The sequence below is a fragment of the Streptomyces sp. URMC 129 genome, from assembly GCF_051386415.1.
Lineage (GTDB): Bacteria > Actinomycetota > Actinomycetes > Streptomycetales > Streptomycetaceae > Streptomyces.
Genome location: NZ_JBPQTQ010000026.1, coordinates 1 through 15,126 on the forward strand (window position 1 = coordinate 1; position 15,126 = coordinate 15,126).

The following is a 15,126-nucleotide window of genomic DNA, read 5'->3' on the forward strand; positions in this document are numbered from 1 at the left end:
CCCCCGCCGTCGCCGCCCCGGCCGGTGGCCCCCGCACCCGGCGGGCCGCCGGGTGGGTCCAGACGGCCGTCCAGCCGCTGCTGCACATGGTGACCGGGCTGCGCTGGGTGGTGGCGATCGCCCTGGCCGGGAACGCGCTGTCCGCCTGCGGACTCGGCTACGGCCTGCCCGCGCTGTCGTGGTGGGTGGTGGCCCCCGCGTCCGCCACGCTGTTCACGCTGCCCGGCCGGGTGCTGCTCGCCGGGCTGGGGGCGCGACTGCTGTGCCGCCCGCTGCGGCCCGGCACGTACCCGCGCGGCGGCACGGCGCACCTGCGGCTGTGGGCGGCCGAGCGGTGGGTGAAGGCGATCAACATCCGCCCGGTGACCGGCACGATGTTCGTCGTCTGGTACGCCCGGCTGCTCGGCTGCCGGGTCGGCCACCGCGCCCACCTGCACGCGCTGCCGCCGGTGACCGGGCTCGGCTCGTTCGGCGACGGCTGCGCGGCCGAGCCGGACGCCGACCTCTCCGGGTGGTGGCTCGACGGCGACACGCTGCGGGTCGGCGCGGTGCGGGTCGGCAACGGCGCCCGGGTGGGCGAGCGGGCCACGCTGCTGCCCGGCGCCAGGGTCGGTGACAACGCCGAGGTGCTGCCCGGGAGTTGCGTGGCCGGCCCGGTGCCGGACGGGGAGTGCTGGGGAGGGTCCCCGGCCGCCCGCCGGGAGGCCGAGCCCTGGCCCGCCGAGCGGGCGACGCCGCGCGGCGCGACCGTCGCCTGGGCGCTGGCGCGGCTGCTGACGCCCGCGCTGCGCGCGCTGCTGCTGTGGCTGGCCGTGGTGCCGGTGGTGCTGCTGGTGCTGGCCGCCACCTCCGACGGCTTCGCGTCCCGGATGCTGGTCTACACGCCGGTCGTGGTGGTGCTGGGCATGCTCTGCCACGCGGTGCTGGTGGTGGCCGCCGTGCGGCTGCTCGGCCGGGCGCTGCGGCCGGGGATCCACCCCGTGGACAGCCTGGCCGGCTGGGCGGCGTGGCTGAGCCTCGACATGGCGGACATGGCCCGCAAGACGCTGTTCCCGCTCTACGCCAGCCTGTTCACGCCGGTGTGGCTGCGGCTCCTCGGGGCGAGGATCGGCCGCTCCGTGGAGCTGTCGACCGTGGTGGCGCTCCCCCGGATGCTCCGGGTCGACGACGCGGCGTTCCTGGCCGACCAGGTGGTGGCCGCGCCGTACGAACTGCGCGGCGGCTGGCTGCGGATCGGCGCCGCGCGGGTCGGTGAGCGGGCGTTCGTCGGCAACTCGGGGCTGGTCGGTCCCGAACGGACGGTGGGCGACGGCGCGTTGATCGGCGTGCTGTCCGACACCCCGGCCGAGGTGCCCGACGGCTCGTCGTGGCTGGGCAATCCGGCGATGCGGCTGCGGCGCGTCCCCGAAGCCGGCGACCCGGCACGCACGTTCGCGCCCGCCCGGTCGCTGCGCTGGGCGCGGACCGGGGTGGAGCTGTGCCGCGCGGTGCCACTGCTGCTGGCGGGCGCGCTGCGGGTGGCGGTGACGTACGCGCTGCTGTGGGCCTGGGCCGAGGGCGGCCCGTGGCTGGCGATGGCGGTGAGCGGGCCGGTGCTGTGCGCGGCGGGCGTCGTCGCGGCGGTGCTGACGACGGCGGCGAAGTGGCTGCTGATGGGCCGGTTCCGGCCGGGCCGCCACCCGCTGTGGAGCGCGTTCGTGTGGCGCAACGAGCTGTACGACACGTTCGTGGAGGTGCTGGCCGTGCCGTGGCTGCTGCAGCCCGCGACCGGCAGCCCGGTGCTGTCGTGGTGGCTGCGCAGCGTGGGCGCCCGGATCGGGCGCGGCGTGTGGTGCGAGACGCACTGGCTTCCCGAACCGGACCTGATCACGGTGGGCGCGGGCGCCAGCGTGAACCGGGGCTGCGTGCTCCAGACACACCTGTTCCACGACCGGGTGATGCGGCTGGAGCCGGTGCGGCTGGACGAGGGTGCCGTGCTGGGTCCGCACAGCATCGCGCTGCCCGGCAGCCGGATCGGCGCGGCCTCGATGGTGGGCGCGGCGTCGCTGGTGATGGCGGCGGAACGGGTCCCGGCGGGCGGCCGGTGGCAGGGCAACCCGATCCGGCGCGAGCCGTAACCGCCGCCCGGGACGAGCGGCGGGACCGGCCGGCCGCGCGGGCACCCGGCCCGGGCGGCCGGCCGGCCGTTCCCGCCGTCAGCCGCCCGCGGAAGCCGCTCCCTGAAGGGGGAGGAAGGGCAGCACCACCGGGCTGCCCCCGGTCCAGTCGAGCACCTCGGCCTGCGCCCGGTCACCGGTGATCACGTCGAGGGTGTTGGGGTCGCGGGTGTCGGTGTCCCGGGACGGCAGGTCGGGGGTGTGCTCCCCGGCGCCGCCGCCGAAGCGGAACTCGCCGTTGGACCGCTCGCTCCAGTGCTCCAGGCTGTAGACGGGCCGGACCAGGCCGATGCCCTCTCCCGGTTCGGCGTTGGACAGCATCGACACCTGGTATCCGGCCGTGGCCAGGTCGAGCCCGGCGAACGTGTCGGCCGGGACGGTCACCACGATCTCGCCGGTCGCCCGCACGACGTCGAGTTCCGCCCCGGAGACCCGGTCGAGCGCGGGGTCCCAGACGCCGAGGGAGAGCGGCTGGTCCTGGTACCGGCCGTCGCCGACGACCGCGAGGTCCCAGGGGCCCTCGGTCGCGGTGTTGGTGCCGGGCAGGGCGGGCACGGGGGCGGTGCCGTCCCCGCCGGCGCCGTCGCGCAGCAGGATGTTGACGCGCTGGACGCTCATGCCGTCGCCGCTCCAGGGGTTGGTGATGTCGCCGTCGACCCGGGTGACCAGGCGGACGGAGTCGCCGTCGCGGAAGACCTGGAAGCCGGTGATGTCGAGGCCGCCGGGCGTGAAGGCGCCGTTGGTCGGATGGACGTAGCCGCCCGGCCCGTGGTCGTCGCCCTCGGGGTCCGTCAGGCGGCCGACGGACGTGCCGTAGGCGTAGACGGTGCGGCTGGTGTAGGCGCCGGTGCCGTCGCGGGACAGGGCCTGGATGTCGAGGGTGTTCTCCAGCCCGTCCAGTTCGACGGGGACGGAGAAGCGCCCGTCGCGGACGCGGACGGTCCGCGTCGTGTCGCCGGTGTGGACGCGGACCTCGGCGGCGTCGGTGCGTCCCTCGACCGTGATCGTCCGGTTCTCGGCCGTGCTGTCGTCGGCCGGCGAGGTGACCACCAGCGACGGGGTGTCGGGGCGCTCGTACCGGCCGGGCCCGGTGGCGTCCGGGGTGGTGTCGAAGTAGACGAAGTCCCAGGCGTCCAGCTCCGGGACGACGAACTCGACGTACCGGCCCCGGTCGTCGGAGCCGGTACGGAACGGCAGTTCGGCCGAGCGCCCGCCGTCGCGGTCGGGGCTGGCGACGTGGATGCCGGCCGGGGCGTCCTGCCCGTCGCGCAGGTAGTACGTCACCGGCACGTTGCGCAGGGACGGCGTGTCGCGGGTCTCGGCGTCGCGCCAGCGGTCGTCGTTGCGGAGCAGGTTGATGAGGTGGATGACGTCCACGCCGTCGTTGCTCATCACGTTGGTCCACAGCGTGTTGGCCCGGCCGTCACGGCTCGTGGGATACCCGGCGATCTCGACCCGGTTCTCCGCCCCGGTCAGCCCGGGGCCGTAGAAGAGGTTCTCGTAGGCGGTGATGACGTCGTAGTACGTCTTCTGCCAGTCCCGGAGTCCGGGCGCCATGGTCTTGTCGTCGAACAGGAAGTACTCGGTGTACAGCATGTGGTCGTTGGGGCCCATCTCCAGGTGGTGGGCTCCGTTGGCGGCGAACATGGCGTTGGCGAGCTGGACCGAGGTGGTGTCGAAGACCTCGTTGTCGTTGACCGCGCCACCGGTGTCCGGCCGGTTCATGTAGGCGGGGGTGATGTGCGAGCGTCCGCCGGACTCCTCGCGCTGCCGCCGCAGATAGTCCGCGACGGTGCCGTAGGTCTCCGTGTTGGCCCACAGCTCGGTGTACAGGTAGTCGGCCTCGGAGGCGGCGAGTGCGGAGCTGCCGAACCCGTCGACCGCGTTCAGCCCGACGGCCAGGTCCTCGCCGAGGCGCTCCTTGGTCCTGCGGATGAGTTCCGCCCAGCCGGCGGGCCGGTCGGCGCGCTCGCCGTGGACGTCGTACACCTCCTCCCAGTAGCCGATCTGGTCGAGGTGGGCGCCGTCGAAGCCCATGGACGCGACGCTGTCGGCGTACTGCTCGACGATGTAGTCCTGCCAGCCGGGGTCCGCCGGGTTCATCAGCTTCAGCACCTGCCCGGGGACCATCGGGTAGGTCCACTCCTCGCCGTTGCCCTTGAACAGCCGCCAGTCCGGGCTCACCCGGGAGGTGTCGTAGTCGTTGAGGGCGGCGTAGGACATCTGGTACGGCATGGCGGCGATGCCGCGCTCGTCGCCGGCGGCGATGTAGTCGCGCACGGTCCGGGCGGTGATGACGTCGCCGTTCCACGCCGTCCACTGCTCGGCGACGCCGCCGTCCGCGTCGTGCCGGACGGGCAGTTCGTGCTTCCACAGCCAGTCGTAGTACTGGAGGGAGTTGATGTGGTAGCGCTGGGACAGCTCGGCGATGTCCTCCTCGGCCTCCGCCGTGGAGATGTCCTCCCCGTAGTGGGCGAGGAAGCCCATCCGGGGGAAGCGCGTCCAGTCGCTGGAGACGTCGATCGCCGTCTGCGCGGAGCCGCCGGCGGCGTCGACCTCGACCAGATAGCCGGTGAAGTCGTCCCCGGGCGGCGTCACGGTCCACGTGACCTGCCCGGAGCCGTCGGCCCGGACGGTGGCGGTGTCCACCACGTCGCCGAGGTGGGTCAGCGTGAAGCGGACCGGTCCGGTCCCCTCCACCTCGGCGGTGACCTCGGCCGGGCGGCCGGGGTCGTATCGGGAGGCGTCCGTCCAGGCGTCGGTGACGCGCGCGGCGCCCCCGCCGGAGGACGTGCCGGCCGCGGATACGGGCGCGGCGAGGCCGGCGACCGTGGCTCCGGTCGCGGCCAGCGCGACCGTCACCACGCCCAGGCGTCGTGGTCGCTGGTGTCGTGCTGCGGGCATAATGGGTCCTTCTCACGGATGGGTTCGGGGCGCAGCCCCCGGGCCGACTCCCCTCGGGAGCCGTCCGCCCGCGGTGTGCGGGCGGTCCGGCGGCACGGGCATGGCCGTGCCCGCGCCGCCGGAGGTTTCCGGTGACGCCGCCGTCGCGGCGTCCGTCTCAGTGCTCCGGCGGTGGATCGGCCAGCACCACGCGCTGGATCGCGACGGCCGCCGCGCCGCGGGCCCACAGCGTCGGGTCGTCGTCGAGCACCCGCAGGTCGACCGGTGACGCCTCGGGGCTGCGGGCGGCGGCGACCGCGTCGCGCAGCCGGCGCTCGTCGACCCGGGCCAGGCGGACGCCCTCGCCGGTGATGATCACGCGTTCGGGCTGGGCGATGTTGGCCACCGCGGCCACCAGCGTGCCCAGCGCGCGGGCGGCGTTCGCCACCACGCGGCCGACGACCGGGTCACCGGCCTGTGCCAGGTCCAGCGCCTGGTCGTAGGAGACCGTCCGGCCCAGGGCCAGCGACGCCTGGAGCCGGATGCCGTCGGTGGTCAGGAGCGAGTCGGCGCAGCCGGGGTGGCCCTCGGGGCAGGCGGGCCCCCGGACGTCCAGCGGGAAGTGGCCCAGCAGTCCCAGGCCGGAGTCCCGGCCGGTGACGAGCCGGTCGTGCACCACCAGGCCGCCGCCGACGCCCGCCCCGACGGTGAGCACGGCGAAGTTCCGCACGCCGCGCCCGTCACCGAACCAGTGCTCGGCCTCGACCAGCGCGTCCACGTCGTTGGAGACCACCGCCGGGCGCCCGGTGGCGCCGGCCACCAGCGCGCCCAGTCCGACGTCCCGCCAGCCGAGGAAGGGCGCGCGCCGCACGTGGCCGAAGCCGCGCACCGCGCCGCCGAGCCCGACGCCGATCGCCGCCGGCACCGCGTCGGGTGTCAGCTCGGCGACCAGCGCGGCCAGGTCGCGGACGACCTGCTCGGGACGCCGGTCCCGGATGGGGACGCTGCGGTGCGCGACGATGTCGGCGCGCAGGTCGGTCACCACGCCGTACGCCCGGTCGCCGGTCAGTTTGACCCCGACGAAACGCTGCAGACCGGCGTCGATGTCCAGCGGCTGAAGCGGCCGTCCCCCGGCGCGCGGCAGCACCTCGGGAACCTCGCGCAGCACGCCCGTGTCCAGCAGCGGCTTGGTCAGCCGGGTCAGGCTCGCCGCCGACATGCCCAGGCGCGAGGCGAGTTCGGAACGGGCCAGCGGGCCGTGCAACAGGACCTCCAGGGCCACCCGGCGGGTGGAGGGCGCCAGGGGCGCCCACGGCGACACGGTGCCGGCCACGGTGACCTCCTCGTTCGATCCGTCGCGAGGATATTACCGTCACGAAACTCTCGGGGAACCCCTCGTGCACGAAAAAGGCAGATGACACACGGCTGCCGCGCCGCAGGGCCGACTACGAGACCTTCGCGCCGGAAGTAACCCCCGGCCGGCGCGCCTCAGCGGGGCGCGGCCGGGACGGAGACCGCCATGGTCATCTCCACCGGCTCGGTGCCGTCGTTGCGGTAGCCGTGCGGCACATGGCTCTCGAAGGAGGCGGAGGTCCCGGCGGGCACCGGGTGGTCGGTGCCGTCCACGGCGAGGGTCAGCACCCCGGCCGTGACGTGCACCAGCTCGGAGGTGCCGGGCGGGTGCGGATCGGAGGCGTGGCCCTCGCCCGGCATCAGCCGCCAGCGCCACAGCTCCAGCGGCCCCGGGGCCTCGGTACCGGCGAGCAGCGTGCCATGGCTGCCGGCCTCGGTGGACCACAGCCGGACGGCCTGCCCCGCGGGGACGAGGCGGACGACGGGGGTCTGTTCGAAGTCGAGCAGCGTGGTGATGGAGACGCCGAGGGCGTCGCCGACCTTCACCACCGTGCCGACACTGGGGTTGGTCCTGGCCTGTTCGATCTGGATGAGCATCCCCCGGCTGATCCCGGCGCGGGCCGCGAGGGCGTCGAGGGTCAGGCCGCGCTCGGTGCGCAGCCGCCTGAGGTTCCGGGCGAGCGACTGCGTGAGCTGGTCGAGGTCGGTCACGGGCGCCCTCTCGTGCGCGTCGACGGAGAACCGTCAATATCCTGTACACAGAAGTCCACTTGGATGCACTACGCTGGAGTGGACATCACCGTTCACCGCACTGTACTGGAGGGAGTCCCGATGGTTGCCCTGGCCCTGGCCACCAGCCTGCTGTGGGGTCTCGCCGACTTCGGCGGCGGACTGCTGACCCGGCGCATCCCGGCGCTGACCGTCGTGGTCGCCTCCCAGGCGCTGGCCGCCGCCGTGCTGGGCGCGGTGGTGCTGGCCACCGGGGCGTGGAGCGCGGCCGACGCCCGGCTGTGGTTCGCGGTGGCGGCCGGGCTGGCGGGCCCGCCGGCGATGCTGTTCTTCTACCGCGCGCTCGCGCTCGGCCCGATGGGCGTGGTCTCCCCGCTGGTCGCCACGGCGGTGGCGGTGCCGGTCGGGGTGGCGCTGCTGATGGGCGAGCGCCCGGGGCCGGTGCAGTACGCGGGCATCGTCATCGCGTTCACCGGCGTCGTACTGGCCGGTGGCGCGCGCCGGGGCGGCGGGGCGGTGCAGCGGCGGACGCTGGTCTACACGCTGGTGGCCGCGGTCGGCTTCGGCGCGGTGCTCGCGCTGATCGCGGAGGCGTCCACCGGCGTCACCGGGCTGTTCCTGGCGCTGTTCACGCAGCGGGTGTGCAATGTGCTGGCCGGCGGAGCGGCGCTGGCCCTCACCGCGCGGCGGGGGGTGCCGGTGCTGCCCCGGGACGGCCGGCCGGCGCTGACACGGGCGCTGCCCTCGCTGACGTTCGTCGGCCTGGCCGATGTGGCGGCCAACGCCACCTACGCGCTGGCCGCCCGGATGGGCCCCGTCACGGTGGCCGCCGTGCTCGCCTCGCTCTACCCGGTCGTCACGGCGCTGGCCGCGCGCGGCGTGCTCCGGGAGCGGCTGCGGGCCGGCCAGGCGGCGGGCGCCGGCCTGGCCCTGGCCGGCACCCTGCTGCTGGCCTCCGGCTAGCGACCGGTTGGGCCTGCCGGGGGGCGCTTCGCCCTGGATGGCCGGAACAAGCCGCGCTCAACTGGTTTCGCCCGGATTCAGCGGGTAGTCGTGGTGGCTGGGACATCCGCGATGCCGTGAGGAGCCAGCGTTCATGACCGACGTCTCGAGCAAGGGACCCGCCCCCGGGGACGACCGGAAGCCGCTGACCAACCGGCAGGGCCATCCGGTCTACGACAACCAGAACCAGCGCACGGTCGGCGCCCGGGGCCCCGCCACCCTGGAGAATTACCAATTCCTCGAAAAAATCAGCCACTTCGACCGCGAGCGCATTCCGGAGCGCGTCGTCCACGCGCGCGGCGTGACGGCCTACGGCCACTTCGAGGCCTACGGCACGTGGGGCGACGAACCGATCAGCCGCTTCACCCGCGCCAAGCTCTTCCAGGAGCGCGGCAAACGCACCGACGTGGCCGTGCGGTTCTCCACCGTCATCGGCGGGCGGGATTCCTCGGAGGCCGCCCGCGACCCGCGCGGATTCGCCGTGAAGTTCTACACCGAGGACGGCAATTGGGACCTCGTCGGGAACAATCTCGGCGTCTTCTTCATCCGTGACGCCATCAAATTCCCCGACGTGATCCACGCGCTCAAGCCCGATCCCGTCTCGCACGAGCAGAAGCCCGCGCGGATCTTCGACTTCATGTCGCAGACCCCCGAGAGCATGCACATGCTGGTGAACCTGTTCAGCCCGCGCGGCATCCCCGCCGACTACCGCCACATGCAGGGCTTCGGCGTGAACACCTACAAGTGGGCCAACGCCGAGGGCAGAACCGTCCTGGTGAAGTACCACTGGATGCCCCGGCAGGGCGTGCGCTCGATGACCGAGGAGGACGCCGCCAACGTGCAGGCCGGGGAGCTGGGCCACGCCACCAAGGACCTGTACGAGGCGATCCGGCGCGGCGACCACCCGGAGTGGGAGCTGCTGGTCCAGATGATGGACGACCACGACCACCCCGAGCTGGACTTCGACCCGCTGGACGACACCAAGGTCTGGCCGGAGCAGGAGTTCCCGCCGCGCCCGGTCGGCCGCATGGTCCTGGACCGGACCGTCGCCAACTACTTCGCGGAGAACGAGCAGATCGCGTTCGGCACCGGCGTCCTGGTCGACGGACTCGACTTCTCCGACGACAAGATGCTGGTCGGCCGCACGTTCTCCTACAGCGACACCCAGCGCTACCGCGTCGGCCCCAACTACCTCCAGCTCCCCGTCAACCGCGCGAAGAACGCCCCGGTCCGCACCAACCAGCGCGACGGCCTCATGACGTACTACGTCGACGAGGCGGGCGAGAACCCCGAGGTCACCTACGAGCCGTCGATCACCGGCGGCCTGCGCGAGGCGCAGTACCCCACCACCGACGACCAGGGCCCGGAGATCCGGGGCCGCCTGACGCGCAAGCGGATCCCGCGCACCAACGACTACGTCCAGGCGGGCCAGCGGTACCTGCTGATGGAGGAGTGGGAGCGCGACGACCTGGTGAAGAACTTCATCGACCTCATCTCCCAGTGCGACCGGCGCGTGCAGGAGCGGATGGTGTGGCACTTCCTGCTGGTCGAGAACGACCTCGGCCTCCGCGTCGGCGCCGGGCTCGGCATCAGCCCCGAGGACGTCGCCCACCTGGAGCCCCTGGCCTCCCAGGACCTCACCGAGGAGGACCGGCGACGCCTGGCGCACCTGGGCAAGAACCCGCCCCGCGACGTCACCGGCCTGACGATGACCCACTGCGTGCCGAACGCTCGGCACATCGTGACCCGCTGAGCCCCGCCGGGGAGCCCCTCAGTCGTTGGGGCGCAGGGTCCACACCACGGTCATCTCACCGGTCACCGCGCCGTCCTCCCGCTGGATCGCGACCGCGACCGGGAACTCCGGGCGCCCGCCCGCCTCCAGCTCCGCGAGGACCTCCGCCGCCGGGCGGCCCAGGGTGGCGGTCGCGGTGACCGGGCCCCTGGCCAGCTTCCGGTAGTGGATCTCGGCGGTGACGGGCAGCGGCACGGCCCGCCGCAGGTGCTCCCCGAAGGCGGCCAGGACGACGGCCCCGCTCGCCGACTCGGCCAGCGTGAACATCGCCCCGGCGTGCGGGCCGCCGACGTGGTTGTGGTAGGCGGGCTGGTCGGGAAGGCGGAGGACCGCGCGGTCGGCGGCGGTCTCCAGGTACTCCAGGTTCAGGGTGCGGACCATGGGGACCATCGCGGTGAGCAGGTCGGCCACGGACGTCGTGCTGTCGGTCATGACCTCACGTTACCAGCGAGTAATCAACGCGGGGAGGGCCGGGACGTCGCAGGTCGGTAGCAAATCCGGGGGCAGGCGTGCCGTCGTGCGGCGGGCGCCCGTAAGGTCACGCGCATGAGTCCAGGAGAACAGCAGCCGGGGGGCGAGTCCGCCCCCCAGTGGTCCAACCCCTACCAGCAGCCGGGCTATCAGCAGCCGAACCCGTACCGGACGCAGCCGGGCCCCGGGGCCCCGCCGCCCTCCGGCCAGTGGGAGCAGCTCTCCGGGAACTGGCAGGCGCCGTCCGGCCAGTGGGACCAGCAGACCCCGCCCCCGCCGCCGCCCGGGGGGGGCGGCGGGGGGAACCGGCGCGTCGTCACGGCGATCGTCGCCGGCGTCGCGGCGGTGGTGACGGCCGCCGTGATCGCCGGTGTGGTCGTCGCGATGGACGACGGCGAGGAGCAGCGGGCCGGGGGCGGGGACCCCACCGCCGAGCCGACCGGGGAGCCGACCGGCGAGGAGACCGGCGGCGACCTGCCGCCCGACGACCCGCGCCAGGGCGTCGCCCAGGTCCCCGACCCGGTCGTCGCGCCGGACTGGCAGGTGCAGACCATCGAGAACCGGCACAACGCCTTCGACGTGCCGCCCGGCTGGACCCTGGGCAGCGAGAGCGAGATGGTCGGGTACGCGGACGAGAACGCGGATTCCGACGACGGCATCGCCGACCCGCTGGTCTCCATGTCGGCCCCCGTCACCTACATGGACGGCTGGTGCGCCGAGGCCGAGTACGGCGTGAGCTGGCGGGCGGTGGCCGGCACCAAGGGCGGCCAGGGCGCGACCGGCACCGCCGAGGCCGCGCGCAACGAGGCCGGGAACTGGGCGCTGGCCGCCTACGACCAGCAGCAGGAGGGCACCCTGCGGGTCTCGGAGGCCGAGCCGTTCACCAGCGAGCACGGCATCGAGGGCCACACCGCGACCGCCACCATCACCGACGTCCCGGAGGACCCGGACGACGCGTGCGGCACGTCCGACGGCAAGGTGATCACCGTCTCCTACATCGACCTCAACAACGACCTGGCGACCTGGGTGCTGGTGATGGACACCGGCTTCGAGGAGGAGCTGGACGACGAGACGATCGAGGCGATGATGAACAGCCTGCGCCCGTTCCCCGCGGAGGACTGACCGCCCTCAGCCGCCCACGGTGAACGTCCCGGACGGCGGGCGCGGCGACGGGACCGCCGCGCCCTCCGGCACCGGGACGGCGCCGCCCACCAGCCGCTCCAGCGCCGCGCCGTGCACGACCCGCGCGGGGAACGCGTCGGCGGCGGCCAGCCGGACCAGTGCGGCCAGCGGCAGCGGGGCGCGCGAGGCGACCAGCACCGTGTTGCCGAAGCGCCGGCCGCGCAGCACGGCCGGCTCGGCGAGCAGGCACATCTCCCCGAAGACGGCGCCGAACGTGGCGAGTTGCGAGCGCAGGAAGCCGAAGGGGGCGGCGTCGGCGAGATTCGCCGCGTAGACGCCGCCCGGCCGCAGCACGCGCCCGACGTCCCGGGCGTAGCCGAGCGTCGTCAGGTGGGCGGGGATCCGGGCGCCGCCGAAGACGTCCCCGACCACGACGTCCGCCGAGGCGGGCGCGGCGGCGGCCAGCGCGGCGCGGGCGTCCGCGATCTCCACCTCGATCCCGGCGTCCCCGGGCAGCGGCAGCCGCTCGGCGATCAGCCCGGCCAGCCGTCCGTCGGCCTCGATCACCCGCTGCCCGGACCCCGGCCGGGTCGCGGCGGCGTACCGCGGCAGGGTCAGCGCGCCACCGCCCAGGTGCAGCACGTCGAGCGGGCGGCCGGGCGGCGCCGCGGTGTCCAGGACCCGGGCGAGCAGCCGGACGTACTCGAACTCCAGGTACGTCGGGTCGTCCAGGTCCAGATACGACTGCGGCGCGCCGTCGACGGTCAGCAGCCAGGCCCGGGGGCGGTCGAGATCGGGCAGCAGGCGCGCGGTGCCCAGGTCGGTCGTCCTCGTCACCGGAATGGGCTCGTCCACCCCTTCATTGTGACCGGTGTGTCCCGGTCCGCGAGCCCGGGTTTCTGGGCATCCCGCGGCGTGGCTTAAAGTGATCTCGCTCAACCCCCTGTCACCCTTTCGGCACTACCCCGGGACGCTGTCACCTTCATGTCTTGGTTCGAATCACTCGTTCTCGGGCTCGTCCAGGGGCTGACGGAGTTCCTGCCGATCTCCTCCAGCGCGCACCTGCGGCTGACGGCCGTCGCCTTCGGCTGGGAGGACCCGGGTGCCGCGTTCACCGCGGTCTGCCAGATCGGCACCGAGGCCGCCGTCATCATCTACTTCCGCAAGGACATCGCGCGGATCGTCTCGGCCTGGTTCAGGTCGCTGACCGACGCGCGGGTCCGGTCCGAGCCGGACGCGCGGATGGGCTGGCTGGTGATCGTCGGCTCCATCCCGATCGGCGTGCTCGGCGTGACGCTGAAGGACTCGATCGAGGGGCCGTTCCGCGACCTGCGGCTGATCGCCGTGAACCTCATCGTGCTCGGCATCATCCTCGGCGTCGCCGACCGCCTGGCGGCCCGGGACGCGACCGGCGGGCGGCACCGGGCCGTCAAGGAGCGCAAGACGCTGGAGCAGCTCAGCGTCCGGGACGGCCTGCTGTACGGGCTGTGCCAGGCGATGGCCCTGGTCCCCGGCGTCTCCCGGTCGGGCGCGACGATCACCGGCGGCCTGTTCCTCGGCTACCGCAGGGAGGCGGCGGCGCGGTACTCGTTCCTGCTCGCCATCCCGGCGGTGCTGGCCTCGGGCCTGTACGAGCTGACGGAGATCGGCGGCGAGGGCACGCACGTGTCGTGGGGCCCGACGATCCTCGCGACGGTGGTCGCGTTCTTCGTCGGCTACGCGATCATCGCGTGGTTCATGAAGTTCATCTCGACCCGCAGCTTCATGCCGTTCGTCTGGTACCGGATCGTGGTCGGCGTGGTCCTGCTGGCCCTGGTGCTCGCCGGGGCGGTCGAGCCGGACGCCGGTGAGGAGATCGACGAGGGGCCGATCAGCACCAGCGAGGCGTGACGCGCGGGAGTCCGGCGGCTGCGCGGCTCCGGCGTCAGTGCTCCTCCAGCGCCGCCAGCACGATCCGCTCGCACAGCTCGTGCGTCCGCAGCGCGTCCTGCGCGCTCAGCCGCCGGCCGGCCCGGACCGCGTCCAGGAAGGCGACCGCCGCCTGCTCGATGCCGCGCTGGCGGGCGACCGGGACCCAGTCGCCGCGGCGGCGGACGCTCGGCTGGCCCTTGTGGTCGATGATCTCCGCGAGGTTGCGGACCTCCCGCTTGCGGTCCTGGCCGGAGATCTCCACGATCTCCTCGGCCGAGCCCGACACCCGGTTCATCGCGCCGATGGCGGTGAAACCGTCGCCCGACATCTCCAGCACCACGTGGTGCAGCAGCCCCCGGCGGACCCGGGTGCGGACGCTGATCCGGTCCACGTGGGACGGGACGAGGAAGCGCAGCGTGTCCGCGACGTGCACGAAGTCGTCGAAGACCATCCGCCGGGGATCCTCGGGCAGGCCCCGGCGGTGCTTCTGCATGAGGATGAGGTCGCGGGGGTGCTCCAGCAGGTGGACGTAGGCGGGCGCGTGGCGGCGGTTGAACCCCACGGCCAGGCTCACGCCGCGGGTCTCGGCCAGCTCCACCACCCGCCGGGCCTCCCCGAGGCTGTACGCGAGCGGCTTGTCGACGTACGTCGGGACACCGGCCGTCAGGAGCCGGGTGACGATCCCGGCGTGGACGCCGGACGGGGCGTGCACGAACGCCGCGTCGGGACCGGCGGCGATCAGCGCGTCGAGGTCGGCGTGGCGGTGCTCGCCTGGGACCCGGTACGCGTCCCCGGCGCGGTCCAGGGTGGCACGGCTGCGGGTGTGCAGATGGGGGATCACGCCCGGCTGGGCGGTGAGCACGGGCAGGTACGCCTTGTGCGCGACATCCCCGAGCCCGATCACGCCGACCTTCACAACTGCTCCTCCCCGTGAGCCAGTTCGCGTGGCTCCGCAGCATACGCGGCCGGGTCACCTGCCCAGATCGGGGATGCGCCAGTCGATGGGCCCGTGGCCCTGGGCGGCGACGGCCTCGTTGATCCGCGTGAACGGCCGGGACCCGAGGAATTTCTTCACCGACAGCGGCGACGGGTGCGCGCCCTCCACCACGGCGTGCCGGGTGGTGTCGATCAGGGGGCGCTTCTTGCGGGCGTAGCTCCCCCACAGGACGAATACGGCCGGGTCGGGGCGGGCGGCGACGGCGCGGATGACCGCGTCCGTGAACTTCTCCCAGCCCTTCCCCTTGTGCGAGTTCGGCTCCCCCGCCCGGACGGTGAGCACCGCGTTCAGCAGCAGGACGCCCTGCTCGGCCCAGGGCATCAGGTAGCCGTTGTCCGGGACGGGGTGGCCCAGCTCGGCGTGCATCTCCTTGTAGATGTTCCGCAGGGAGGGCGGGACGCGCACGCCGGGCCGCACGGAGAAGCACAGGCCGTGGCCCTGGCCCTCCCCGTGGTACGGGTCCTGGCCCAGGATCAGCACCTTGACGCGGTCGAACGGCGTGGCGGCCAGGGCGGCGAAGACCTCCTCGCGCGGCGGGTACACCGGCCCCCTGGCCCGCTCCTCCTCGACGAACTCGGTGAGCTCCTTGAAATACGGCTTGTCCAGCTCCTCGCCGAGAACCTCTTGCCAGGAGTCGGGCAGCATGCCGGTCACGTCGTCAACCTCCGGGACGGTGCGTAGGGTTGTCCCTCCGCGCGTACCCGCAACGT

At 73.7% G+C, this 15,126-nt stretch carries 12 protein-coding genes; 5 read left to right on the top strand and 7 right to left on the bottom strand.

Going from position 1 to position 15,126, the window contains the following annotated elements; all coding sequences use genetic code 11:
• A partial coding sequence (locus tag ACSNOC_RS07995) for a Pls/PosA family non-ribosomal peptide synthetase (protein ID WP_436746571.1) occupies window positions 1–2,117 on the top strand: 2,117 nt, incomplete at its 5' end.
• 78 nt (window positions 2,118–2,195) lie between these two features.
• Here the strand turns inward: ACSNOC_RS07995 and ACSNOC_RS08000 are convergent.
• The 3 genes from ACSNOC_RS08000 to ACSNOC_RS08010 form a co-directional block, all read right to left on the bottom strand.
• On the bottom strand, window positions 2,196–5,060 hold the full coding sequence (locus tag ACSNOC_RS08000; RefSeq protein WP_436746572.1) for a glycoside hydrolase family 66 protein: 2,865 nt from the start codon (window positions 5,058–5,060) through the stop codon (window positions 2,196–2,198).
• 157 nt (window positions 5,061–5,217) lie between these two features.
• Window positions 5,218–6,372, bottom strand: a complete 1,155-nt coding sequence (locus tag ACSNOC_RS08005; RefSeq protein WP_436746573.1) for an ROK family protein — start codon at window positions 6,370–6,372, stop codon at window positions 5,218–5,220.
• 155 nt (window positions 6,373–6,527) lie between these two features.
• Window positions 6,528–7,103 (bottom strand): helix-turn-helix domain-containing protein, encoded by a 576-nt coding sequence (locus tag ACSNOC_RS08010; protein ID WP_436746574.1) that lies wholly within the window; start codon window positions 7,101–7,103, stop codon window positions 6,528–6,530.
• 120 nt (window positions 7,104–7,223) lie between these two features.
• Here ACSNOC_RS08010 and ACSNOC_RS08015 point away from each other — a divergent pair, with 120 nt between their 5' ends.
• Together ACSNOC_RS08015 and ACSNOC_RS08020 are read left to right on the top strand one after the other, a co-directional pair.
• Window positions 7,224–8,084, top strand: coding sequence for an EamA family transporter (locus ACSNOC_RS08015; RefSeq protein WP_436746611.1), 861 nt, complete (start codon window positions 7,224–7,226; stop codon window positions 8,082–8,084).
• A gap of 133 nt (window positions 8,085–8,217) precedes the next feature.
• Window positions 8,218–9,876, top strand: coding sequence for a catalase (locus tag ACSNOC_RS08020; RefSeq protein ID WP_436746575.1), 1,659 nt, complete (start codon window positions 8,218–8,220; stop codon window positions 9,874–9,876).
• 18 nt (window positions 9,877–9,894) lie between these two features.
• On the opposite strand, the gene ACSNOC_RS08025 is transcribed toward ACSNOC_RS08020, so the two are convergent.
• Window positions 9,895–10,347: a DUF4442 domain-containing protein gene (locus tag ACSNOC_RS08025; RefSeq protein WP_436746576.1), complete on the bottom strand. Its 453-nt coding sequence runs from the start codon at window positions 10,345–10,347 to the stop codon at window positions 9,895–9,897.
• 114 nt (window positions 10,348–10,461) lie between these two features.
• Between ACSNOC_RS08025 and ACSNOC_RS08030 the strand changes: the two genes are divergently transcribed.
• The gene (locus tag ACSNOC_RS08030; protein ID WP_436746577.1) at window positions 10,462–11,508 is read left to right on the top strand and encodes a hypothetical protein; all 1,047 of its coding nucleotides are present in this window, start codon (window positions 10,462–10,464) and stop codon (window positions 11,506–11,508) included.
• A 6-nt stretch (window positions 11,509–11,514) separates the two neighbouring features.
• Here ACSNOC_RS08030 and ACSNOC_RS08035 read toward each other — a convergent pair whose 3' ends face one another.
• Window positions 11,515–12,363, bottom strand: coding sequence for a spermidine synthase (locus ACSNOC_RS08035; protein ID WP_436746578.1), 849 nt, complete (start codon window positions 12,361–12,363; stop codon window positions 11,515–11,517).
• Window positions 12,364–12,492: 129 nt separating this feature from the next.
• Here ACSNOC_RS08035 and ACSNOC_RS08040 point away from each other — a divergent pair, with 129 nt between their 5' ends.
• Window positions 12,493–13,398 carry an undecaprenyl-diphosphate phosphatase gene (locus tag ACSNOC_RS08040; RefSeq protein ID WP_436746579.1) on the top strand — a complete coding sequence of 302 codons (906 nt, stop codon included), beginning with the start codon at window positions 12,493–12,495 and terminating at the stop codon, window positions 13,396–13,398.
• 34 nt (window positions 13,399–13,432) lie between these two features.
• Here ACSNOC_RS08040 and ACSNOC_RS08045 read toward each other — a convergent pair whose 3' ends face one another.
• The gene (locus ACSNOC_RS08045) at window positions 13,433–14,335 is read right to left on the bottom strand and encodes a Gfo/Idh/MocA family protein (protein WP_436746580.1); all 903 of its coding nucleotides are present in this window, start codon (window positions 14,333–14,335) and stop codon (window positions 13,433–13,435) included.
• Window positions 14,336–14,389: 54 nt separating this feature from the next.
• The gene (ung, locus tag ACSNOC_RS08050) at window positions 14,390–15,061 is read right to left on the bottom strand and encodes a uracil-DNA glycosylase (protein WP_436746612.1); all 672 of its coding nucleotides are present in this window, start codon (window positions 15,059–15,061) and stop codon (window positions 14,390–14,392) included.
• Window positions 15,062–15,126: the final 65 nt, after the last annotated feature.